The organism is Spongiactinospora sp. 9N601, from assembly GCF_044326295.1.
Taxonomy (GTDB): Bacteria; Actinomycetota; Actinomycetes; order Streptosporangiales; family Streptosporangiaceae; genus Spongiactinospora; species Spongiactinospora gelatinilytica.
Map to the genome: position 1 here is coordinate 351,261 of NZ_JBIRBB010000004.1, position 21,521 is coordinate 372,781.

19 protein-coding genes are annotated in these 21,521 nt (G+C 71.4%); 18 read left to right on the forward strand and 1 reads right to left on the reverse strand.

From position 1 onward, the window contains the following. Positions 1–69: 69 nt before the first annotated feature. The 12 genes from ACH34R_RS11440 to ACH34R_RS11495 all read left to right on the forward strand — a co-directional run bounded on the left by ACH34R_RS11440 (position 70) and on the right by ACH34R_RS11495 (position 12,466). Entirely contained in the window at positions 70–453 is a 384-nt protein-coding gene (locus tag ACH34R_RS11440; protein ID WP_397561331.1) for a VOC family protein, read from the forward strand. A gap of 75 nt (positions 454–528) precedes the next feature. Continuing rightward, on the forward strand, positions 529–747 hold the full coding sequence (locus ACH34R_RS11445; RefSeq protein WP_397561332.1) for a hypothetical protein: 219 nt from the start codon (positions 529–531) through the stop codon (positions 745–747). Positions 748–1,047: 300 nt separating this feature from the next. Continuing rightward, on the forward strand, positions 1,048–1,971 hold the full coding sequence (locus ACH34R_RS11450) for a glutathione S-transferase C-terminal domain-containing protein (RefSeq protein ID WP_397561333.1): 924 nt from the start codon (positions 1,048–1,050) through the stop codon (positions 1,969–1,971). Then, a complete protein-coding gene (locus tag ACH34R_RS11455; RefSeq protein ID WP_397561334.1) occupies positions 1,968–3,287 on the forward strand; it encodes an NtaA/DmoA family FMN-dependent monooxygenase in 1,320 nt (439 codons plus the stop codon). Before ACH34R_RS11450 ends, ACH34R_RS11455 begins: the two co-directional genes overlap by 4 nt. Next, positions 3,284–4,405: an LLM class flavin-dependent oxidoreductase gene (locus ACH34R_RS11460; protein ID WP_397561335.1), complete on the forward strand. Its 1,122-nt coding sequence runs from the start codon at positions 3,284–3,286 to the stop codon at positions 4,403–4,405. Before ACH34R_RS11455 ends, ACH34R_RS11460 begins: the two co-directional genes overlap by 4 nt. Then, positions 4,402–5,433: an LLM class flavin-dependent oxidoreductase gene (locus tag ACH34R_RS11465; protein WP_397561336.1), complete on the forward strand. Its 1,032-nt coding sequence runs from the start codon at positions 4,402–4,404 to the stop codon at positions 5,431–5,433. Before ACH34R_RS11460 ends, ACH34R_RS11465 begins: the two co-directional genes overlap by 4 nt. Then, on the forward strand, positions 5,430–6,536 hold the full coding sequence (locus ACH34R_RS11470; RefSeq protein ID WP_397561337.1) for an MsnO8 family LLM class oxidoreductase: 1,107 nt from the start codon (positions 5,430–5,432) through the stop codon (positions 6,534–6,536). The genes ACH34R_RS11465 and ACH34R_RS11470 overlap by 4 nt, the downstream gene beginning before the upstream one ends. Then, entirely contained in the window at positions 6,533–8,140 is a 1,608-nt protein-coding gene (locus ACH34R_RS11475) for an ABC transporter substrate-binding protein (protein ID WP_397561338.1), read from the forward strand. Before ACH34R_RS11470 ends, ACH34R_RS11475 begins: the two co-directional genes overlap by 4 nt. Next, positions 8,137–9,042 carry an ABC transporter permease gene (locus ACH34R_RS11480; RefSeq protein ID WP_397561339.1) on the forward strand — a complete coding sequence of 302 codons (906 nt, stop codon included), beginning with the start codon at positions 8,137–8,139 and terminating at the stop codon, positions 9,040–9,042. Before ACH34R_RS11475 ends, ACH34R_RS11480 begins: the two co-directional genes overlap by 4 nt. Continuing rightward, the gene (locus tag ACH34R_RS11485; protein ID WP_397561340.1) at positions 9,039–9,830 is read left to right on the forward strand and encodes an ABC transporter permease; all 792 of its coding nucleotides are present in this window, start codon (positions 9,039–9,041) and stop codon (positions 9,828–9,830) included. Before ACH34R_RS11480 ends, ACH34R_RS11485 begins: the two co-directional genes overlap by 4 nt. After that, the gene (locus tag ACH34R_RS11490; RefSeq protein ID WP_397561341.1) at positions 9,827–11,446 is read left to right on the forward strand and encodes a dipeptide ABC transporter ATP-binding protein; all 1,620 of its coding nucleotides are present in this window, start codon (positions 9,827–9,829) and stop codon (positions 11,444–11,446) included. Before ACH34R_RS11485 ends, ACH34R_RS11490 begins: the two co-directional genes overlap by 4 nt. A gap of 114 nt (positions 11,447–11,560) precedes the next feature. Further along, positions 11,561–12,466 carry a CPBP family intramembrane glutamic endopeptidase gene (locus tag ACH34R_RS11495; RefSeq protein WP_397561342.1) on the forward strand — a complete coding sequence of 302 codons (906 nt, stop codon included), beginning with the start codon at positions 11,561–11,563 and terminating at the stop codon, positions 12,464–12,466. Between the two features lie 2 nt (positions 12,467–12,468). On the opposite strand, the gene ACH34R_RS11500 is transcribed toward ACH34R_RS11495, so the two are convergent. Then, entirely contained in the window at positions 12,469–13,638 is a 1,170-nt protein-coding gene (locus ACH34R_RS11500) for a UDP-N-acetylglucosamine--N-acetylmuramyl-(pentapeptide) pyrophosphoryl-undecaprenol N-acetylglucosamine transferase (protein ID WP_397561343.1), read from the reverse strand. A gap of 386 nt (positions 13,639–14,024) precedes the next feature. Here ACH34R_RS11500 and ACH34R_RS11505 point away from each other — a divergent pair, with 386 nt between their 5' ends. The 6 genes from ACH34R_RS11505 to ACH34R_RS11530 all read left to right on the forward strand — a co-directional run bounded on the left by ACH34R_RS11505 (position 14,025) and on the right by ACH34R_RS11530 (position 21,518). Continuing rightward, positions 14,025–14,984 carry a D-alanine--D-alanine ligase family protein gene (locus ACH34R_RS11505; RefSeq protein ID WP_397561344.1) on the forward strand — a complete coding sequence of 320 codons (960 nt, stop codon included), beginning with the start codon at positions 14,025–14,027 and terminating at the stop codon, positions 14,982–14,984. Beyond that, positions 14,981–16,363 carry a UDP-N-acetylmuramoyl-tripeptide--D-alanyl-D-alanine ligase gene (murF, locus tag ACH34R_RS11510; protein WP_397561345.1) on the forward strand — a complete coding sequence of 461 codons (1,383 nt, stop codon included), beginning with the start codon at positions 14,981–14,983 and terminating at the stop codon, positions 16,361–16,363. The genes ACH34R_RS11505 and murF overlap by 4 nt, the downstream gene beginning before the upstream one ends. Positions 16,364–16,388: 25 nt before the next feature. Next, positions 16,389–17,390, forward strand: a complete 1,002-nt coding sequence (locus ACH34R_RS11515) for a tyrosine-type recombinase/integrase (RefSeq protein ID WP_397561346.1) — start codon at positions 16,389–16,391, stop codon at positions 17,388–17,390. Beyond that, positions 17,387–17,716: a helix-turn-helix domain-containing protein gene (locus ACH34R_RS11520; protein ID WP_397561347.1), complete on the forward strand. Its 330-nt coding sequence runs from the start codon at positions 17,387–17,389 to the stop codon at positions 17,714–17,716. Before ACH34R_RS11515 ends, ACH34R_RS11520 begins: the two co-directional genes overlap by 4 nt. A gap of 292 nt (positions 17,717–18,008) precedes the next feature. Continuing rightward, the gene (locus ACH34R_RS11525) at positions 18,009–20,054 is read left to right on the forward strand and encodes an ATP-binding protein (RefSeq protein ID WP_397561348.1); all 2,046 of its coding nucleotides are present in this window, start codon (positions 18,009–18,011) and stop codon (positions 20,052–20,054) included. Positions 20,055–20,276: 222 nt separating this feature from the next. Next, positions 20,277–21,518, forward strand: a complete 1,242-nt coding sequence (locus tag ACH34R_RS11530) for a branched-chain amino acid ABC transporter substrate-binding protein (protein ID WP_397561349.1) — start codon at positions 20,277–20,279, stop codon at positions 21,516–21,518. Positions 21,519–21,521 lie beyond the last annotated feature (3 nt).

Sequence of the window (21,521 nt, forward strand, 5' to 3'; positions counted from 1 at the left end):
TGGGGGTCGTGCGATGCCGACGATAGTTGTGAGTGGCCCGGAACGGGGGCGGTCGGGCAAGATCGAGACATGGTCTCTGTGGTACAGAATGTCGCGATCGACTGCTCGAACGCCTACGAACTAGCGCAATTCTGGAGCCAGGTGACCGGCTGCCCCCTGCATCCGGAGGATCGGCCTGGGGATGAGGAGACCCAGGTTCTGCTCCCGGAGGGGCCGGTGCTGCACTTCAACCAGGTGCCCGAGGCCAAGACGGTCAAGAACCGGATCCACCTGTGCCTGCGTCCCGAGTCCACCCGCGAGGCCGAGGTCGATCGCCTGCTCGCGCTCGGTGCGACGCTCGTGGCCGACCGCCGCAATCCCGACGGCACGGGCTGGGCCGTGCTCGCCGACCCCGAGGGCAACGAGTTCTGCGTACTGCGCAGCGCCGCCGAGCGCGAGCGGACCGGCTCCTAAGCCAGGCCCCGAATAAGCCGGGTCCCGAAACCCGTCGGCGGCCGTCCCCCCGAAAGCTCCTTCTCGCCAAGCAGAATGCGGCGCGCGCGGGTCATCGTCGCCCACCGGTTCGCCGCCGTCCGGGACGCCGGCCAGGTGCTCTTCGCCGAGGACGGCAGGCTCGCCGAACACGGCTCCATCGACGAACTGCTCGCCCGAGACGGGCGCTTCGCGGAGTCCTGGCGGCACCGCGAGCGCAGCACCCGGTGGCGGATCACCGCGCCCGCCGATCCCGCCCACGGCCGGCTTCCGTAATTTCCGATATATCAAGTAGGTAATATTGACTTATCGGAGATCGCGGCTTAGCGTCGAAGCATGAGCCAGGGCCTTTCCTTGATCAGGTGCCGCCACGTGGACTTCGGGCACGTCGCCGCCGCTCTCTGTCCTTGATCGGGGACCCGTAGCCGCGGGCCTCCCGCCCTTTCAAGATCGCGGTGTGGCCGGTGCCCCCGCCGACCTCCGGCTCCCCCGCGCCACCCGGGCACCCGCCCCGGCCGCCGGGCGAGCGTGCTTCTCCCGTGAGGCCCCTTTCGACCCTTCACCCTGGGAGGACTTGTGTCCACATACGCACGTACGGCCACCCAGCCGTCGCTCTACGCCACGCCGGTCGATCACACCGCCTACGGCCACTACGGCGAGGGCCGCCTGTACCAATCACCCGGCTGGAACCGCCCGCTCTACCCCTTCCAGGGCCGGATCACCTCCGACGGGACCGGCCCGTTCCCGGCCGAGCCCGGCCGCTACCACATCTACGCCGCGTGGGTCTGCCCCTACGCCCAGCGGACCGCGATCGTCCGCAAGCTGAAGGGCCTGGAGCACGTCGTCTCGCTCTCCTACGTGGACGACGAGCGCGACGGCCGGGGCTGGGCCTTCCGGGAGCGCCGCGGCCCCGACCCGGTCAACGGTTTCACCCTGCTGGAGCAGGCGTACGAGGCCACCGAGAAGGGGTACGGCGGGCACATCTCGGTGCCCGTGCTGTGGGACCGGCAGACCGGCCTCATCGTCAGCAACGACTTCCCCGACATCACCATCGACCTGGCGACCAGGTTCGAGCGGTGGGCCGGTACCGACGCCGACCTCTACCCCGTGCCGCTGCGCACGCGCATCGACGAGCTGAACCGCTGGATCTATGACGACGTCAACACCGGCGTCACCCGCGTGGCCAGGGCCGCCGTGGAGGTCGAGCGGGAGCGCGAGCGGCACCGGGTGGTCGCCGCGCTGGAACGGCTGGACGAGCACCTGTCCGAGCAGCGGTTCCTGACCGGGGACACGATCACCGAGGCCGACGTGCGGCTGTGGGTGACGCTGGCCAGGTTCGACTCCGAGTACAACCGCGGCCACCTGGTGAGCGAGCGGGAGCTGATCGACTTCGAGTACCTGTGGCCCTACGCCCGCGACCTGTACCAGCGCCCGGCGTTCCGGGAGACGACCGAAGGGCTGCCCGCCGCCTGGGACGCCCCGCACGGACGGGGCCGATGAGCCGCAGGCGGGTCCACCTGGCGGCCCACTTTCCCGGCGTGAACAACACCACCGTCTGGAACGACCCACACTCGGGCAGCCAGATCGACTTCGCCTCGTTCGTCCATCTGGCGAAGACCGCGGAGCGCGGCAAGTTCGACTTCTTCTTCCTGGCCGAGGGGCTGCGGCTGCGCGAGCTGAAGGGCCGCATCCACGATCTGGACGTGGTCGGCCGCCCCGAATCGCTCACCGTGCTGAGCGCGCTGGCCGCGGTGACCGACCGGCTCGGCCTGGCCGGCACGGTCAACGCCACCTTCAACGAGCCCTACGAGCTGGCCCGCCGGGTGGCCACCCTGGACCATCTCAGCGAGGGCCGCGCCGGGTGGAACGTGGTGACCACCTCCGACGCCTTCACCGGCGAGAACTTCCGGCGCGGCGGCTACCTGGACCGCGCCGACCGCTACGAGCGCGCCGCCGAGTTCGTCAGGCTGTCGCGCGAGCTGTGGGACTCCTGGCGCCCGGACGCCATCGCCGCCGACCAGGCGGCCGGACGGTTCGTCCGGGAGGGCGCGATCGGCACGGTCCGGCACGATGGCGCGCAGTTCACGATCGAGGGCCGGGCCACCGTGCCGCGCCCGCCGCAGGGCCATCCCGTGATCATCCAGGCGGGCGACTCCGACGAGGGCCGCGAGTTCGCCGCCGCGTCCGCCGACGTGATCTTCACCCCGCACGGCACGCTGGAGGACGGCCGGCGCTTCTACGCCGACGTCAAGCGCCGCCTGGGCAAGTACGACCGGCGACCCCACCAGCTCAAGATCATGCCCGGGGTGACCTTCGCGCTCGGCGACACCGAGGAGGAGGCCGCCGAGAACGCCGCCGCGATCCGCCGGCAGCAGGTCGGGCCGCAGACCGCCATCGCGTTCCTGGAGCAGGTCTGGGGCCGGGACATGTCGGCCTACGACCCGGACGGCCCCCTGCCGGACGTCGAGCCGGACCTGTCGGGGGGCGTCATCCAGGGCCGCACCCCGCTCGGGGACCGCGCCGCGGTCGCCGCCAAGTGGCGGGCGCTGGCCGAGGAGAAGCGGCTGACGATCCGCGAACTGGTCATCGAGGTGACCGGACGGCAGAACTTCGTCGGTACCCCGGCGACCGTGGCCCGGAAGATCGACGAGTACGTGCAGGCCGAGGCCGCCGACGGGTTCATCCTGGTGCCGCACCTGACGCCCGGCGGCCTGGACGGGTTCGTGGACCAGGTGGTCCCGCTGCTCCAGGAGCGCGGCGCGTTCCGCGCCGACTACCGGGGCACCACCCTTCGCGAACACCTGGAGCTGGCATGACGTTGCACCTCGCGGTGGCCCTCGACGGCGCGGGCTGGCACCCGGCCGCCTGGCGCGAACCGCCCGCCACCCCGGAGACGATCTTCTCGCCGCGCTACTGGGCCGGGCTGGTCGCCGAGGCCGAGCGGGGACTGCTCGACTTCGTCACCATCGAAGATGATCTAGGTTTGCAGTCCGCCCTGCCCGACGCCCCCGACGACCGGACCGACCAGGTGCGCGGCCGGTTCGACGCGGTGCTGCTGGCCGCCCGGCTGGCCCCGCCGACCGGCCGGATCGGGCTGGTGCCCACTGCCACCACCACGCACACCGAGCCGTTCCACGTCGCCCTCGGCATCGCCACCCTCGACCACGTCAGCGGCGGCCGGGCCGGGTGGCAGGTGAAGGTCTCGCCCCGCCCCTTCGAGGCCGGGCACTTCGGCCGCAGGCCGACGCCCGGGGTCAGAGACCTGTACGCCGAGGCGACCGACGCCGTGGAGGTGGCCAGGCGGCTCTGGGACAGCTGGGAGGACGACGCCGAGATCCGCGACGTGGCCACCGGCCGGTTCATCGACCGCGGCAAACTCCACTACATCGACTTCGCCGGGCGGTTCTTCTCGGTCAAGGGCCCGTCGATCACGCCGCGCTCGCCGCAGGGGCAGCCGGTGGTGACCACCCTCGCCGGCTCGCGCCTGTCCTACGAGTTCGCCGCGGCCGGGGCCGACGTCGTGTTCGTCACGCCGCGCTCCGCCGAGGAGGCCAGGGCCGTCGTGACGGAGATCAGGGAGCTGTCCGCGGACCTGAAGATCTTCGCCGACCTGCTGGTCTTCGCGGGTGAGGACGCGCACCGGCGCAAGGCCCGGCTCGACGAGCTGGCCGGGGCCGAGCCGGTCTCCGACGCCGCGGTGGTCATCGGCACCGCCGCCGAGGTGGCCGATCTGCTGCTGGAGTGGCGGCGGGCCGGCGTCCAGGGGTTCCGGCTGCGGCCGGGGGCGCTGCCGTACGACCTGTGGGAGATCACCCGGCGACTCACCGCCGAACTCCGCGCCCGCGGGGCGTTCCGCTGCGAGTATGAGTCCGACACCCTGCGCGGGCTGCTCGGCCTCCCGCGGCCGGTCAGCCGTTACGCGGAGGTTCGATGAAATTCCTGACCATAACCTTGATCGCGCACAGTGACGAGCGGTCACCCACCGAACGCTTCCGCGAGGTCGTCGGCAACGCGGTGCTCGCCGAAGAACTCGGCTTCGACGGGTTCGGCGTCGGGGAGCGCCACGAGCGGCCGTTCATCTCCTCCTCGCCGCCGGTCGTGCTGAGCCACATCGCCGCCAAGACCACCAGGATCCGGCTGTTCACCGCGGTCACCACGCTGAGCCTGCTGGACCCGGTACGCGCCTACGAGGACTACGCCACCCTGGACCACCTGTCCGAGGGCCGCCTGGAACTGATCATCGGCAAGGGCAACGGGGCCGCGCAGGCCAAGCTGTTCCACGTCACCGCCGAGGACCAATGGGACCGCAACCGCGAGTCCTACGAGCTGTTCCGCCGGCTGTGGCGGGAGGACAAGGTCACCTGGCGGGGCCGGTTCCGGCCCTCGCTCACCGAGGCCGAGACCTGGCCGCGCCCGCTGCAACGCCCGATCCGGGTCTGGCACGGCAGCGCCACCAGCAAGGAGTCGGTGGACCTGGCCGCCCGCTACGGCGATCCGCTGTTCTCCGCCAACGTCACCAACCCCATCGAACCGTACGCCGAGCTGGTCGAGCACTACCGCGAACGCTGGGCGCACTACGGCCACGACCCGCGCGACGCGCTGGTCGGAGCCGGTACGGCCGGCTACTACGCGGCCAAGACCTCCCAGCGGGCCATCGAGACCTACCGGCCGATCTTCGAGGCCCGCACGGCGTTCCTGCGGAAGTTCGACGTGCCGGTGGTGTTCCCCACGCTGGAGGACGCCATCGAGCGCAGCTCGATGCTGGTCGGCAGCCCGCAGCAGATCATCGACAAGGTCCTGCGCTACCACAAACGGTTCGGCCACGAGGTCATGCACCTGCACGCCGACGCCGACGGACTGACCCCCGCCCAGCACCGCGAGTCCTTGGAACTGTTCCAGGCCGAGATCGCCCCCGTCCTGCGGGCGGAGATCCCCAGCCGCCCGCTCGGAGGAGCCTCATGACGCTGTCCATCCTGGATCTGGCCCCGATCAAGTCGGGCCACACGGCGGCCGAAGCGCTGCACGAGACGATCGACCTGGCCCGGCACGCCGAGCGGTACGGCTACCGCCGCTACTGGCTGGCCGAGCACCACTTCGCCCGGGGCGTGGCGAGTTCGGCCCCGGCCGTGCTGATCGCCCTGGTCGCGGCGGCGACCTCCACGATCAGGGTCGGGTCGGGGGCCGTGCAATTAGGGCACCAGACGCCGCTTTCCGTGGTCGAGCAGTTCGGGCTGATCGACGCGCTGCATCCGGACCGGATCGACCTCGGCATCGGCCGCTCCGGGCAGCGCCGCGGCGAGATCGCCGCCGCAGCCGCCAAACCCGCCGGGCCCGCAGGGAAGCGGCCTGCCCAGGTCGTGGACGGCCTGCTGATCCCGCCCCCGTTCGACTTCGCCAAGCTCATCAAGCACCCCCATTTCGCGCACCAGGCGACGTTCCTCCAGCAACCGGGCGCGCAGACCCCGGACTTCGCCGGCCAGATCGACGACGTGCTCGCGTTGCTCGCCGGCACGCACGAGGTGCCCGCCGTGCCCGGCGAGGGGGCCCGGCTGCGGGTGTGGATCCTCGGCAGCAGCGGCGGGCAGAGCGCGCAGGTCGCCGGGGAGCGCGGCCTGCCGTTCGCGGCCAACTACCACGTCAGCCCGTCCAACGTGCTGGAGGCGGTGGCGGCCTACCGGGCGGCGTTCAAGCCGTCGGAGACGCTGGCCGAGCCGTACGTGATCGTGTCGGCGGACGTCGTGGTGGCCGACGGCGAGGACCGGGCCCGCGAGCTGGCCAAGGGCTACGACCTGTGGGTCCGCAGCATCCGGACGGGCACGGGCGCGATCCCGTACCCGACGCCCGCCGAGGCCGACGCGCACGTCTGGACCGCCGAAGACCTCGAACTCGTCAAGGACCGGGTGGACACCCGGTTCGTCGGCACGCCCGAGCAGGTCGCCGGGCGGCTGCGCGTACTGCGCCGAGTCACCGGGGCGGACGAACTGCTCATCACCACCATCACCCACGACCACCAAGACCGGGTGCGCTCCTACGAGCTGCTCGCCGAGGCATGGAACCGCCCGTGAGACGCCTGACCCCCCTGCTGCTCGTGCTCGCCCTCGCCGCCTGCGGCGGGCAGCCCCAAAAGACCGCCCAAAGCGCCCAGGGCGGCTCGCTGACCTGGGCGATCGAAACGCAGCCGGTCACGCTCAACCCGCAGCAGTGGTCCCAGAACAAGGCCAGGCTGCTGGTGTTCAACCAGTTCGACGCGCTGGTCTCGCGCGCCGAGGACGGCTCCTTCCGGCCGTGGCTGGCCAAGTCCTGGAAGGTCTCCGAAGACGGGCTGACCTACACCCTGCACCTCCGCGACGACGTCACCTTCCACGACGGCACGAAGTTCGACGCCGCCGCGGTCAAGGCCAACCTCGACCAGTTCCGGGTGCCGGGCTACAACCCGCAGGTGCTCGCGATCCAGCTCAAGGCGTTCGACCGGGCCGAGGTCGTCGGGCCGGCCACCGTCAAGATCACGCTGAAGGAGCCGGACGCGCTGTTCCTGGACTTCCTCGCCTCGCCGTACGCCGGCCAGGTGTCGCCGAAGTCGCTGAAGAACGCCAAGGACGTGAAGTTCGGCGGGCCGGACCTGGTGGGCACCGGGCCGTTCGTCCTGAACCGGTACGTCCAGGGCCAGGAGATCCACTACCGCCGCAACCCCCGCTACGCCTGGCCGCCCGCGGGCGCGGCGCACCAGGGCCCGGCCCACCTCGCGGAGATCACCTACCGCTTCCTGCCCGAGGCCGCCGTCCGGGTCGGCGCGCTCACCTCCGGCCAGGTGCAGGTCATCGAGGGAGTACCGGCCACCGAGACCGCCCTGATCAGGACCGACCCGAGCCTGACGCTGCTGACCAGCCTGAACTCCGGCACCGCCTACTCCTACTACTTCAACACCACCCGCCCGCCCTTCGACGACCAGCGGGTGCGCGAGGCGTTCCGCGAGGCCGTGGACGTGGACACGGTGCTGAAGTCGGTCTACCAGGACACCGCCACCCGGGCGTGGAGCGTCGCCGGCGACAAGAGCCCGTTCTACGACGCCACCCTGAAGGACGCCTACGGCGGCGACGTGGCCAAGGCCAACGCGCTGCTCGACGCGGCCGGCTGGAAGGCCCGCGACGCCGACGGTTACCGGGTCAAGGACGGCAAGCGGCTCACCGTGCGCGAGGTGGCCTCCGCCCCGTACGTCCGCGACCGCAGGGACGTCCTCGCCCAGGCCGTCCAGGCCCAGGTCAAACAGAACGCCGGGATCGACTTCCAGGTCAGGATCGTGGACCAGGGCTCGGCCCAGAAGGCCCTGGACGAGGGGCAGTACGAGCTGTTCGGCAACTCCCGCGGCGACTCCGACGTCGGCGCGGCGCTCAACCTGATCCTGCCGACCGGCGGCGCGATCAACCGGACCGGGTACGCCGACCCCCAGGTGGACGGGTGGCTGCGCGCCGCGTCGGCCACTTCCGACGCCGCCGAGCGCAAGGCCCTGTACACCAAGGTGCAGCGGAAGGTCGTGCTGGACAAGGCGATCCTGTTCCCGCTGTACGTGCCCGCCGACCAGATCGCGGCGCAGCGCAGCGTGCAAGGGCTCGGTTTCGACCCGGCCTCCGGCACGCCCGCGAGCGCCTACGACGTGCGGATCGCCACGTGATCAAGCGCCTCGGTACCGGCCTGGTCGTGCTCTGGGCCGCCGCCACCGCGTCCTACCTGGCGCTGCTGCTCGCGCCCGGCGACACGGTGGACATCCTGATCGGCGACGGCGCGGACACCCCGGAGATCCGGGCGGGCATCATCGCCGAGTGGGGCCTGGACCGGCCGGAGGTCGTCCAGTACCTGGCCTATCTGTGGCGGCTGCTGCACGGCGACCTCGGCCGTTCCTACCTGTTGCAGCGCGGGGTGGGCGAGATCCTGGCCACCCAGCTCGGGCCGACCGCGCAGCTCACGCTGGCCGCGGCGGCCACCGGGGTGGCGCTGGCCGCCGTCATCGCGATCGTCACGGCCGGCCGGGGCCGGTGGCTGCGCGGGGCCGCCTCCGCCGCCGAACTGGTGTCGGTCTCGGTGCCGCCGTTCCTGATCGGGCTGGTGCTGCTGTCGGTGTTCTCCTTCACCCTGGGCTGGTTCCCGGTCTCCGGCGCGCAGGGCCCGGCCGCGCTGGTGCTGCCCGCGCTCGCGCTCGGCCTGCCGATCGCGGGCGTACTGGGCCAGGTGCTGCGCGGCGGGCTGGAACACGCGCTGGAACAGCCGTTCGCGGTGACCGCCAGGGCCCGCGGGCTCACCGAGCGGGCACTGATCGCCCGGCACGCGCTGCGGCACGCGCTGATCCCGGCCGTGACGCTGGCGGGCTGGTTCACCGGGACGCTGCTCGGCGGCGCGGTGATCACCGAGGTGCTGTTCGGCCGCCCCGGGCTCGGCCAGGTCGCCATGCAGGCGGTGACCGGCCAGGACATGCCGGTCGTGATGGCCGTCGTCCTGCTGTCGGCCGTCGTGTACGTGACCATCAGCACCCTGCTCGACGTGGCCTACCGGCTCATCGACCCCCGGATCCGCGCATGAGGTACGTCCCTGTCGCCTTTCTGGTGCTGCTCGCCGTGGCGGTGGCCGCGCCCGGACTGGTGGCCGTGGCCGACCCGCTGGCCGCCGACCCGGCGGGCGCGCTCGCCCCGCCCGGCGGCGGCGGCCTGCTCGGCACCGACCACCTGGGCCGGGACGTTCTGGCCCGGGTGATTCACGGGGCCCGGCACTCCGTCAGCATCGGCGTCGCGGTCACCGTCCTCGCCGTCTCCTGCGGCGTGCTGCTCGGCCTGGCCGCCGGGCTGTCGCCGAAGTGGCTGGACGAGGCCCTGGCCCGCGCGTTCGACGTGCTGTCCACCCTGCCGGAACTGCTGCTCGCCCTGCTCATCGTGGCGATCACCGGCCCCGGCACCGGCAACGTCATCCTCGCCATCGCCGCCGCGCAGCTCCCCAACTACGCCCGGGTGATCCGCGCGCAGACCTTCGTGGTGCGCCGGGCCGGGTACGTCGAGCAGGCGCTCACCTTCGGCCGCTCGCGCTGGGCGATCACCGCCCGGCACGTCCTGCCCAACGTGCTCGGGCCGATCCCGGTGCTGGCCACCATCGGCCTGGGCCAGGCGGTGATCGCCGGGTCGGGGCTCAGCTTCCTCGGCATGGGGCCGCAGCCGCCCGCCGCGGAGTGGGGCGCGATGCTCGCCGAGGCTCGCAACTACCTGCGGGTCGCCTGGTGGGAGGCGCTGTTCCCGGGGGTGGCGATCACGCTCACCGTCGTCTGCCTGACCGTCGTCGGGCGGCGCCTGCAACGCCGCTTCGAGGGGAGGACGCCATGACCATGTTCACGGCGGCGAAGCCCGCGGAGTCCACGGCCACCCTGCTGGCCGTCACGGACCTGCGGGTCGGCTTCGGCGGCGAGGAGGTCGTGCGCGGGGTGTCGCTGGCGGTGGCCCCGGGGGAGTGCGTGGCGATCGTGGGGGAGTCCGGGTCGGGCAAGAGCGTCACCGCGCGCACGCTGCTCGGGCTGACCGGGCCGGGCTCGGTCGTACGCGCGGCGGAGTTCCGGGTGAACGGGCGGGACGCACTCGGCTTCGGCCCGGCGCAGTGGCGGCGGCTGCGCGGCGGATTCGCCGGGCTGGTGCTCCAGGACGCGCTGGTCTCGCTCGACCCGCTGCGTACCGTGGGGGCCGAGATCGGCGAGGTGCTGGCCGTACACGACGTCGTACCGCGCGACCGGCGCGCGGCCCGGGTGCTCGAACTCCTGGACGCGGTGGGCGTGCCCGACCCGGCGCTACGCGCGAAGCAGCGCCCCCACCAGCTCTCCGGCGGGCTGCGGCAGCGGGCGCTGATCGCCTCCGCCATCGCCGCCGACCCCGCGCTGATCATCGCCGACGAGCCCACCACCGCGCTCGACGTCACCGTGCAGGCCCAGATCCTCGCGCTGCTGGCCGCGCGCAAGGCCGCCGGCACGGCATTGCTGCTGGTCAGCCATGACCTGGCGGTCGTCGCCTCGATCGCGGACCGCATCCTGGTCATGCGGGAGGGCCGGTTCGTGGAGGAAGGCCCGGCCGCGCAGGTGCTGACCGCGCCCGCGCACGACTACACCAAGGCGCTGCTGGCGGCGGTGCCGTCCGCGGCCTCCCGGGGCACCCGGCTGACCACCGGCGAGCCGCGCCCGCGTGCCAGGCCCCTCCCGCAGGCGCGGGTCCTGGCCGGTGCCGGGCTGGTACGTGCCTACGGCCGGCGCCGGGTCGTGGACGACGTCGGCTTCACCCTGCACGCGGGCGAGACGCTGGGCGTCGTGGGAGAGTCCGGTTCCGGCAAGACCACCCTCGCCCGGCTCGCCCTGGGCCTGCTCGAACCCGACGCGGGCGAGGTCAGCCTGCACCGGCGGCAGTGGAGCCGGGTGCCCGAACGGGTCCGCCGCCCGCTGCGGCCCCGGATCCAGCTCATCTCACAGAACCCGCTGGACTCCTTCGACCCCCGGCACGACGTCGGCCGGCTGGTCGCCGAACCGCTGCGGCTGCCCGCCGCCGAGCGCCGGGCCCGGGTGCTCGACCTGCTGGCCCGCGTCGGCCTGCCGCCGGAGACGGCCCGCCGCCGCCCGCGCGAGCTGTCCGGCGGGCAGCGCCAGCGCGTCGCCATCGCCCGCGCCCTCGGTCCCCGCCCCGACGTACTGGTCTGCGACGAACCGGTCTCCGCGCTGGACGTCTCCATCCAGGCCCAGGTGCTCGACCTGCTCGGCGACATCCAGGCCGAGTACGGCACCGCCATGGTGTTCATCTCGCACGACCTGGGCGTGGTCCACCACATCGCCGACCGGGTGCTGGTCATGAAGGACGGCCGCGTGGTGGAGGAGGGCGACGTGGCGGAGGTGTTCGCCCGGCCGCGGCACCCCTACACGCGCGCCCTGGTCGCGTCGGTGCCGCGCGCGCCCGACGACTGGCTGTAGCGGTGTGGTACCCCTGGCTGTACCCCCACTTGGGGTGCTGGTGACAGCGACTTCGGAGGCCGCCGGTGATGTGCTGATCCGGCACGAATCAAGCGCCTCCGAGAGGAAACAACGATGGTCACCGACCGTCTGGCGGATGTCGATCGGCAGTCCGCCGGCGGGCTGACGGGGTTCATCCGCCGCCGCCCGCTGCTGTCCTTCTTCATCCTGGCCAACACGCTGAGCTGGCTCGCCTGGATCCCGTACATCCTCTCGGGGACCGGCCTCGGGGTCTGGGAGTGGAGCTTCCCCGCGGTGCTCGGGACGACGCAGATCCTCGGCATGCTCCCCGGGGCCTACCTCGGGCCGATCGCCTCGGCGTACCTGGTGACCAGGATCGCGGACGGGCGGCGCGGCGTGCGCCGCTGGACCGCGCGCCTGTGGAAGTGGCGGGTGAGCTGGCGCTGGTACCTCGGGGTGCTGGTCGGCGTCCCGGGCGCACTGATCATCACGTCCCTGGCGATCAGCGGGGGGCAGATCCAGGCCCCGCCGGCCCAGGTGCTGGTGCTCTACCTGCCGCTGATGCTGTTGCAGTTCGTCACGACCGGCATCGCCGAGGAGCCGGGCTGGCGGGACTTCGCGCTGCCCCGCCTCCAGGCGAAGTACGGGCCGGTCGTGGCCACGCTGATCCTCGGGCCGCTGTGGGGCGTCTGGCACCTGCCGCTGTTCCTCAGCGAGTGGGGCGGCTGGCCGGACGTGCAGCCGCTGACGGTGGTGCAGTTCGTCGCCTCCTGCGTGACCCTCAGCATCGTGATGACCTGGGTGTTCAACCGGACCGGCGAGAGCCTGCCGCTGGCCATCATCCTGCACATCGGCATCAACACCTTCTTCTCGCTGGCCTTCGAGTCGATGTTCCCGACCATCGGCTCGCACGCGGGCTCCATGCCCGTGCAACTGCTGGCCACCACCACCCTGGCGGTCGTCCTGCTCGTCGCCACCAGGGGGCGGCTCGGGTACCGGCCGCGGCCGGAAGCCGTATGAGGTCAGCCGGGCACCGGAGCCGGGGCGACCGACAGGATGACGTCCACCAGCCGGTCGGCCGCGTCGGGCTTGCCGTGCGCGCGGGCCTGGGCGGCCACCGCGGCCCGCCGGGCCGGGTCGGTCAGCAGCGGCTCGACCGCGTGGCGCAGGGTCTCCGGGGTGACCTCGCCGAGCAGGGCCATCGCCGCCCCCGCCTCATAGAGATGGCGGGCGTTGTGGGCCTGCTCGTTGCCCGCGGAGGTGGCCAGCGGGATGAAGACGGCGGGCTTGCCGAGCGCGGTCAGCTCGGCGAGCGTGCCCGCCCCCGAACGGGAGATCACGACGTCGGCCAGGGCGAGCACGTCGGGCAGCTCCGGGCCGATGAACCCGGTCAGGTGGTAGCGGCCGACCAGCTCGGGGTGCATGGGCGGGAGCTGCTGGCGCAGCTCGTCGTACATGTCCCGGCCGCACTGGTGGATGACGTTGGCCCGGACCAGCAGCCACGGCAGCAGGTCGCGCACGACGTGGTTGACCTGCCTGGCCCCGAGCGAGCCGCCGGTGACGTAGACCGTGGGCAGCCGCCGGTCGAAGCCGGGCAGTCGCAGGGCGTGGATCGCCCGGTCGGGGATGCCGCTGAGGAGCTCGGGCCGGATGGGGTTGCCGGTGACGACGGCGTTGCCCCGGGCCGCCTCGGGCAGCAGCGGGATCGTGGACTCGGAGGAGACCGCGATGCGGGTGGCCGAACCGGCCAGCTTGCGGTTGGCCAGCCCCAGCCGCACGGTCTGCTCGTGCAGCACGAGCGGTCGGCCGCACATGCGGGCGGCCAGGCCCGCGGGGACGGCGACGTAGCCGCCGGTGGCCAGGACGACGTCCGGCCGGAACCCGGACACGATTCGCCGGGCCTGCGCCACCCCGAGCGGCACCCGGGCCATGTCCCGCAGGTTGGCCGGGGACAGCATCTTCAGGAAGTTGGCGGAGCGGCGGATCTTGCCGGTGGCGACCGTCGCGTAGGGAATGTTGTCGGCCGGCGCGACCCGCGACTCGATGCCGGTGCTCGTGCCGATCCACACGACCTCCAGCGCTCTGCTCTGCGCGGCGAGCCTGGCCCGGAGCGTGCGCACGGCGGTGAGGGCCGGGTAGGTGTGGCCGCCGGACCCGCCCCCGGTGACGATCAGGCGGAAGGATGTCGTCATGGGACGAGCCTAGCGGGACCCTGTCCCCCCGTTCGGTTCGTCCGGAACGCCGGAACCATCGGCACAGCGCGGTAAATGGACAAAAAGTGGACTGCTGAGTGGTAGGTCCCCGTCATGGCCACCGCCATGGCCGTGGTCAGGGTTCGTGACCAGCATGGATTACGCCCGAGGCCATGGAGTGCGTACGGTGTCCTTTCGTGACAGTTCAGGATTCGTTTGGCGTGACCCCATGACGCCCCGTCGCACCCCTGACACGTACGCAGCGGTCAAGAACTGGGCAGTGAATGGCCTGGGATTTGACCAGGAGAAGGCCCGACACTCAGGTGTTGCGCGTACCGATGTCCCCCATATGTCCCCCGTCCCCCTGCAAGGAAGGTCGATCGACCGTGACTGAACGCCTGCGCGTGGCCGTGCTGGCGGGAGGGCCGTCAGCCGAGCACGAGGTGTCGCTGCAGTCGGCCCAGGCCGTGCTCGACGCTCTGCCCCGGGACCTGTACGACCCATTCCCCATCGTGATCGACCGGCAGGGCAGGTGGCCGGTGGAGCTACGTCGAGGCATGGCGGACGTGGTCTTCCCGGTGCTGCACGGGCCCTACGGCGAGGACGGCTCGGTACAGGGACATCTGGAGACGGTGGGCCTGCCGTACGTGGGCTGCGGCGTGCTGGCCTCGGCCGTGGCCATGGACAAGATCGCGATGCGCCGCGCCTTCGCCGCCGAGGGCATCCCGATGACCCCCGGCGTGTGGTTCACCGAGCGCGACTGGCGTACCACGACGGACGTCGCCGGGTTGGTCAAGCCGCTTGAGTACCCGCTGTTCGTCAAACCGGCCAACATGGGCTCCTCCATCGGGATCACCCGGGTCACCTCCCCCGACGATCTGGCCGAGGCCGTCGAACTGGCCCTCACCTATGACCGCGTGGTCATCGTCGAGCAGGGCGTGACCGCCCGCGAGCTGAACTGCGGCGTGCTCGGCGGCTACGACGAGGCCGAGTTGTCGGCGGTGAGCGAGCTGCGCCCGCTCTCCGAGGGCTGGAACGACTACGAGGCCAAGTACCACGCCACCATCGACCCCGTGATCGTCCCGGCCGATCTGCCCGAGCGGGTCGCCGAGGACGTGCGGGAACTGGCGCTGCGCGCCTTCCGCGCGGTCGGCGGCTACGGGCTGTCGCGGATCGACTTCCTCTACGAGGAGGACCGCGGGCGGATCAACGTGCTGGAGATCAACACGATGCCCGGGTTCACCTCGCGTTCGATCTACGCCAAGTTGTGGGCGGCCAGCGGGGTGCCCTACCCCGAGGTGCTGCACCGGCTGATCGGCCTGGCGCTCGCGAGGAGCCGTTCATGATACCGATGCCGCTGAACGAGATCGCCTGGCTGCTCGACGCCGGCCTGCACGACGTGCCCGACCCCGAGGCGCTGGTGACCGCGCCCTCCACGGTGGACTCCCGCGAGGTCGTGCCCGGCGGGCTGTTCGCCGCCACGGTCGGCGCCCGCGTGGACGGGCACGACTACGCCGCCGCCGCCATCCGCGACGGGGCCGTCGCGGTGCTGGCCTCCCGGCCGGTCGGCGTGCCCGCCCTGGTGGTCGGGAACGTCGAGGCGGCGCTCGGCGTACTGGCCAGGCACACGCTGGAGCGGATGGAACCGACCGTGGTCGGCATCACCGGTTCGATGGGCAAGACCACCACCAAGGACCTGCTGGCCCAGATACTCGAACGGCACGCCTCCACGATCGCCACCGACCGGTCGTTCAACAACGAGCTGGGCCTGCCGCTCACCGTGCTGCGGGCCGACGCCGCCACCCGGTACCTGGTCCTGGAGATGGGCGCGGGCGCGAAGGGCGACCTGCGGTACCTGACCAACATCGCGCCGCCGTCCGTGGGCGTGGTGCTCAACGTCGCCAACTTCCACATGACCACCATGGGCGGCACCCTGGAGCACGTCGCCGAGGCCAAGAGCGAACTGGTCCAGGCGCTGCCGCCGGACGGCCACGCGCTGATCAACATCGACGACCCGTACGTCGCCCGCATGACCGGCCGGACCAAGGCCCACGTCATGACGTTCGGCAGGTCGGAGACGGCGCAGGTGCGGGCCGAGGACGTACGGCTGGGCGAGGGGGCGCGGCCCACGTTCGAGCTGGTCACCCCCACCGGCCGGGCCCGGGTCACGCTGGACGTCATCGGCGAGCACCAGGTGAGCAACGCGCTGGCCGCCGCCGCCGCCGCGACCGCGCTGGGGGTCCCGATCGAGGAGATCGCCGCCGGGCTGAACGCGGCGCGGCGCCGCTCCGGCGGCCGGCTGGAGATCGTCGAACGGGCGGACGGCGTCACCATCATCAACGACGCCTACAATGCCGGCCCGGAGTCCATGCGGGCGGCGCTGCACGCGCTGAAGGCGCTCGCCGGGTCCCGCCGTACGGTCGCCGTGCTCGGCGCGATGGGCGGCATGCACCCGGAGGCCAGCCGGGAGCGGCATGTCCAGCTCGGCAGGCTGGTGGCCGACCTGGGCATCGACGTACTCATCGCGGTCGGACCCGGGGATCCGGTCGCGATGGCGGGCGAGACGGAGTTCGCGAACGCGGGTGTGTCCGTCCACTTGGCCGAAGACGTCCCCGGATCAGTCAGATTGGCCAAAGAACTTCTCGAACCGGGCGACGTGGTGCTCGTCAAGGCCAGCAATGCCTTCGGGTTGAGCGTCACGGCGCGCGAACTGGCCGGTGCCTGACCGGCCCTACCATGATGGAGAGAGCGTGTCCGGTGAGCAGATCGAGGCGGCCGTCTTCGACGCGATGTTGGAGGGGTGGGCGCGGCAACAAGGCGGCACCGGGCGTTTCCAGGCGTCGACGATCGCCTTCCGGGAACAGGTGGTGCGCCGGTTCGCCCGGTTCATCGTCGCCTATCCCTGGCAGTGGTCGCCTGAGCACGTGGACAGGTGGATCACCCACCTGACCACGGAGCGGCGCAGGGCGCAGTCGACCGTGCGCGGCTACCAGGCCGCGCTCCGGCTCTTCTGCGACTACGTCACCTCGCCGCAGCACGGCTGGGTGGCGGAGTGCGAGGCCCACTTCGGCGCGACTCCCGTACAGGTCTGCCAGGACTGGAACACCGACGCGCATCTCGTGGGCTATCAGGGCGACCCCGGGCGCCGGCCGATGACCCGCAGGGAGATCCAGCTCCTCCTCGACCACGCCGACGAGCAGGTCGAGCAGTCCCTCCGTCAGGGACACAAGGGGGCGCTGGCCAGCTACCGGGACGCCACGGTCTTCAAGGTCATCTACGCGTGGGGGCTGCGTTGCTCGGAGGCGTCCGCGCTGGACGTCGCCGACTTCCAGCCCCACCCGGACGCCCCGCAGTTGGGTCGCTTCGGCTCACTGCGGGTGCGCACCGGCCGCCGGACCAAGAACGCTCCACAGCGGCGGACGGTCGTCAGCCTGATGCCGTGGGCGGTGGAGGCGGTCCAGGACTACCTGGCCAACGTCCGGCCCCGGTACCGCGGCGGTCACCTGCCGGCCATGTGGCCGACCGAGCGCGGCGGCCGGCTGCGCACCAGGGAGATCGAGGACCGCTTCGCCGGCTACCGGGACGCCCTCGGCCTGGACCGCGCGCTCACGCTGTACTGCGTGCGTACCGCCTACATGGCCCACCTGCTGGAGGACGGCACGGACCCGGCGTTCGTGCGCGAGCAGGTCGGGCACCGCTCGCGGCGACTACGTTCCGTGTCGGCGCCGCTTTCTATGATGGGGGCGCTGTGACGGCGAAGCTGGACTACCGCTGGCACCTGCGCGCGGTGATGGCCGGCCGGGGGATGTACGCCACCACCGACCTGCGCCCGCTGCTCGCCGAACGGGGTTTCCACCTGTCGCAGAGCCAGGTCTACCGCCTGGTCACCGAGCGGCCGGAACGGCTGAACCTGCGGGTGCTGATGGCCCTTCTGGACATCCTCGACTGCGCGATCGAGGACCTGATCGAGCCGGTCACGGACGGGGAGCAGCCGGACGAGCCGCTGACGCGGCGGCCGGCCGAGGCGGAGAGCAGGTTCCGCTCCCGCCCGACCCGGGCCCGGGTACACCAGGAGTAGCGCCCCTGGCGAGGTGCCGATGGTTAATGTGCACTAAATGATCCGCGCATATCTGCCGGACTGCATTCTGCCTGCTGGTTCAGGCTAACCACATTTCGCGCTTTATGCGCTCTACAGCTAGCTGTACCTTCGGCCGGTAGCGAGGGGTATCGTCGCGACCTGTCATCGTTTCGTAGTTTTGTCACGCAACGGCGGAGCCCAACGGTGGTTCCAGTCAGTAGTCGTACCGACGAGCTCATGGGGGGCTCGCCAGGGATCCGACCCCGGCAGGCGCTCAAGGAGGATTACAGGTATGTCAACCGCGACCGACTACAAGACCGGATTGCTGGGATGGCGACTGCAGGCCGCGCGCGAGCTGGCCTTCGTGGGCAGGCAGGAGGAGCTGGCGGTCTTCAACGCGGCGTTATACGGCAACGGGTGCAGTGTGCTGTACGTCCACGGTCCCGGCGGCATCGGCAAATCGGCGCTGCTGCGCCGATTCACCCAGGAGGCCGAGGCGGTGGGGCGGCCGGTGGTGAAGCTGGACGGGCGGATGCTGCCCGCGTCGGTCGCGGCCTTCGAGGCCGAGGCCGGCGAGGTGCTGCGCGACGACCGGGCCGTCCTGCTGATCGACGCCTTCGAGGAGATCCAGAGCCTGGAGGGATGGCTGCGGGAAAGGTTCCTGCCCAGGGTGCCGATGGGCGCGCTGGTGGTGATCGCGGGCCGGTTCCCCCCGGAGATGCAGTGGCAGGCCGATCCCGGATGGGTCGGGGCGCTGAAGGTGATAACGCTGCGCGACCTGCCGGCCGAGGAGACCCACGCGCTGCTGGACTCCTGCGGCGTCGCCGACGAACTTCGTGAATCGGTGCTGAGCTTCGCGGGCGGGCACCCGCTGGCGCTGCTGCTCGCGGCGGCGGCCCGGAACGGCGCACGCGACGCCGGTACCGTGCTGTGCCACGACGCCGTGTCCACGCTGCTGGACCAGATGGTGGGCGAGGTGCCCTCGGCGGCGCACCAGAAGGCGCTGGAGATCTGCGCGCACGCGTACGTGACGACCGAGGACCTGCTGCGCGCGTTCATGCCGGAACAGGCCGGGATGTTGTTCCGGTGGCTGCGGCGGCTGCCGTTCGTGGAGTCGAGCAGCCTCGGGCTGTTCCCGCACGACGTGGTCAGAGAAGGACTGGAGATCGATTTCCGCTGGCGGGACCCCCAGGGGCACGCCGAGATGCACGAGCGCATTCACGAACACCTGTACGAGAAGGTGCACACCGTGTCGGACACGGACGTCGTGGGCGCGGTGGGGGCGCTGCTCTACCTGCATCGTGACGAGGAGGCCAGCTCCGCCTTCTACAGCGCCCGCACCGAAGCGCTGGTCGAAGAGGGCTTTCTGCGTGCCGGTGACCTTGACAGGCTCTGTCAGGTGGCCGCGGAATCCGACGGTGAGGAGTCGGCGGCGGCGGCCGTCTTCTGGGCGCAGCGGCAGCCGGAGGCGTTCCGGGCGTACCGGCTGGTCGAGACCGGCGAACCGGTGGCCTTCTTCGCCTGGCTGACCCTGTCGGACCCGGCCGATGAGGAGATCGCGGCCGATCCGGTCGTGGCGAGCGTATGGGCGCACGCGCGGGCCACCGCGCCGCTGCGGGCCGGCGAGCACCTGGCCGTCGGCCGGATCTGGGGCATCCCCTCCTGCCTGCGCGCGACCCCGGCGATGGACCTGATGGCGTGGCGGGCGGTCGGCAACAGCCTGCGCTCGGAGCGGATGGCCTGGTCCTACATCGCCATGCGGCGTCCCAACCAGGGCATCGTGGAATGCCTGCGACGCTACGGGCTGGACGAGCACACCGAACGGCCGATAGTGGACGGCGTCCGTTTCACGCTGTTCACCCACGACTGGCGGGCGGTGCCCGCACAGGCGTGGCTGGAGCGACTGAGCCGCGTGCCGGTGTCGGTCGGTCAGTTCCCCTCCGCGAAGCTGGCGGTGTTGTCGCGGGCGGAGTTCGCCGAGGCGATCAGGCAGGCGCTGCGCCAGATGTCGCGGCTGGACGCGCTGGCGGCCTCCCCGCTGACCCGCACCCGGCTGATCACTGAACGCGGCGGCGCCGACCCGGCGACCACCCTGCGCGACCTGCTCCGCCAGGTGATCGACGAACTGGGCGAGGACCCGCGCTCGGTGAAGTTTCACCGGGCCCTGTCGGCGACCTTCCTGAACGGCGCACCCACCCAGGAGGTGGCCGCGGAACGGCTGGGCCTGCCGTTCACCACCTACCGCAGGCACCTGGTCGCCGGCATCGAGCGTGTCTGCGCCGAACTGTGGCACCTGGAGCTGTACGGCACCGCACAGGACCAGAAAGCACGCGATTGATGTCGTCTCCTCACCTCCCGCATTTCACGATAGCCGGTGTTTTTGCTCATTCTGGAGACCAGAAACCGTCCACTTACTGTCCACTCGCCGCCGCTTACCTACCACTCGTCGAATGGTCAGATGTTGGCCAGGGATTGACCTGTGAAGTGGACAGCCGGCGCACCTAGCTTGCCGCGGTCTGGCTGTAATGAACCGACCACTTCGTGGCAGGAGAGATTTCCGTTGAAGACCAAGGGCACGGCCGTGCTGACCGGCTTGCTGGCGCTCGGCACCGTACTGGGTGCCGGCGCCTGCGCCGCCAACAAGACCGAGACCGCGAGCGGCGGCTCGGGCTGCGACACCAGCAAGGGGAGGCTGGTGATCGGGGTCATCGCCCCGATGTCGGGCAAGCTCTCGGCGATCGGCCTGGGCATCCGCAACTCGGCGCAGCTCGCGGTCGAGCAGGCCAACCAGAAGTGCGCGGTCAAGGGCTACCAGCTCACCGTGGACGCGCAGGACGACGAGGCCAACCCGGACAAGGGCGCCGCCGCCGCGCAACGCTTCGCCGATGACCCCAACGTCGTGGGGATCGTGGGCTCGTACAACTCCGGGGTGGCGCGGGCGATCCAGCCGAAGATCGCCGGCTCCAAGCTGGTGCAGATCTCGCCGGGCAACACCGACCCCGTGCTCACCCGGGGCGCCGACTTCGCGACCGCGCCCAAGCGGCAGTACGACAACTACTTCCGCGTCGTGGGCACCGACGACCTCCAGGGCCCCTTCAACGCCCGCTTCATGGTGGAGAAGGAGGGCAAGAAGCGCCTCGCGATCATCACCGACGGCAAGGCGGTCGGCGAGAACATGGCGACGCAGTTCGCCGCCGAGGCCGAGCGCCTCGGCGCGGAGATCGTGATCAGGGAGAAGGTCAACGAGAACGACAGCGACTTCGCCAGCGTGCTGACCAAGGTCAAGGCCAAGCAGCCGGAGGCGATCTACATCGGCTCGGAGTACCACGTCGCCGGGCCGCTCAGCAAGCAGGCCAAGGACCTCGGCCTGAACGTGCCGATCTCCGGCAACGACGGCCTGTTCGACCCGCAGTTCATCGCGCTGGGCGGCAAGGACGGCGACATCGCGACCTCGGTCGGGGCCCCGATCGAGAAGCTGGACAGCGGCAAGGCGTTCGTCGAGGCGTACAAGAAGAAGGGCTTCTCCGACGGCTACGGCGGGTTCGGGGCGTTCGCGTACGACTCGGCCAACGTGCTGATCACCTCGATCGGCAAGGTGACCGCGAAGGCCGACTGGACCGGCGCGCCCGCGCAGCGCACCGAACTCATCAAGGAGGTCCAGGGCTACCGGACCGACCAGGGCGCCAACGGCACGGTCGGCTTCGACCAGTACGGCGACAGCGTCAACAAGTTGTTCACCGTCTACCAGGTCGACTCCGGTGTCTGGAAGGACATGACCAGCGGCGAGTTCGAGGCGAAGTGACCT

What these genes read in the sequence shown, in the direction of transcription:
- ACH34R_RS11485 (WP_397561340.1), top strand. Translation starts at nt 9,039, where the DNA reads ATGAGGTACGTCCCTGTCGCCTTTCTGGTGCTGCTCGCCGTGGCGGTG.
- ACH34R_RS11445 (WP_397561332.1), top strand. Translation starts at nt 529, where the DNA reads ATGCGGCGCGCGCGGGTCATCGTCGCCCACCGGTTCGCCGCCGTCCGG.
- ACH34R_RS11470 (WP_397561337.1), top strand. Translation starts at nt 5,430, where the DNA reads ATGACGCTGTCCATCCTGGATCTGGCCCCGATCAAGTCGGGCCACACG.
- ACH34R_RS11500 (WP_397561343.1), bottom strand. Translation starts at nt 13,638, where the DNA reads ATGACGACATCCTTCCGCCTGATCGTCACCGGGGGCGGGTCCGGCGGC.
- ACH34R_RS11495 (WP_397561342.1), top strand. Translation starts at nt 11,561, where the DNA reads ATGGTCACCGACCGTCTGGCGGATGTCGATCGGCAGTCCGCCGGCGGG.
- ACH34R_RS11460 (WP_397561335.1), top strand. Translation starts at nt 3,284, where the DNA reads ATGACGTTGCACCTCGCGGTGGCCCTCGACGGCGCGGGCTGGCACCCG.
- ACH34R_RS11465 (WP_397561336.1), top strand. Translation starts at nt 4,402, where the DNA reads ATGAAATTCCTGACCATAACCTTGATCGCGCACAGTGACGAGCGGTCA.
- murF (WP_397561345.1), top strand. Translation starts at nt 14,981, where the DNA reads ATGATACCGATGCCGCTGAACGAGATCGCCTGGCTGCTCGACGCCGGC.
- ACH34R_RS11525 (WP_397561348.1), top strand. Translation starts at nt 18,009, where the DNA reads ATGTCAACCGCGACCGACTACAAGACCGGATTGCTGGGATGGCGACTG.
- ACH34R_RS11440 (WP_397561331.1), top strand. Translation starts at nt 70, where the DNA reads ATGGTCTCTGTGGTACAGAATGTCGCGATCGACTGCTCGAACGCCTAC.
- ACH34R_RS11455 (WP_397561334.1), top strand. Translation starts at nt 1,968, where the DNA reads ATGAGCCGCAGGCGGGTCCACCTGGCGGCCCACTTTCCCGGCGTGAAC.
- ACH34R_RS11490 (WP_397561341.1), top strand. Translation starts at nt 9,827, where the DNA reads ATGACCATGTTCACGGCGGCGAAGCCCGCGGAGTCCACGGCCACCCTG.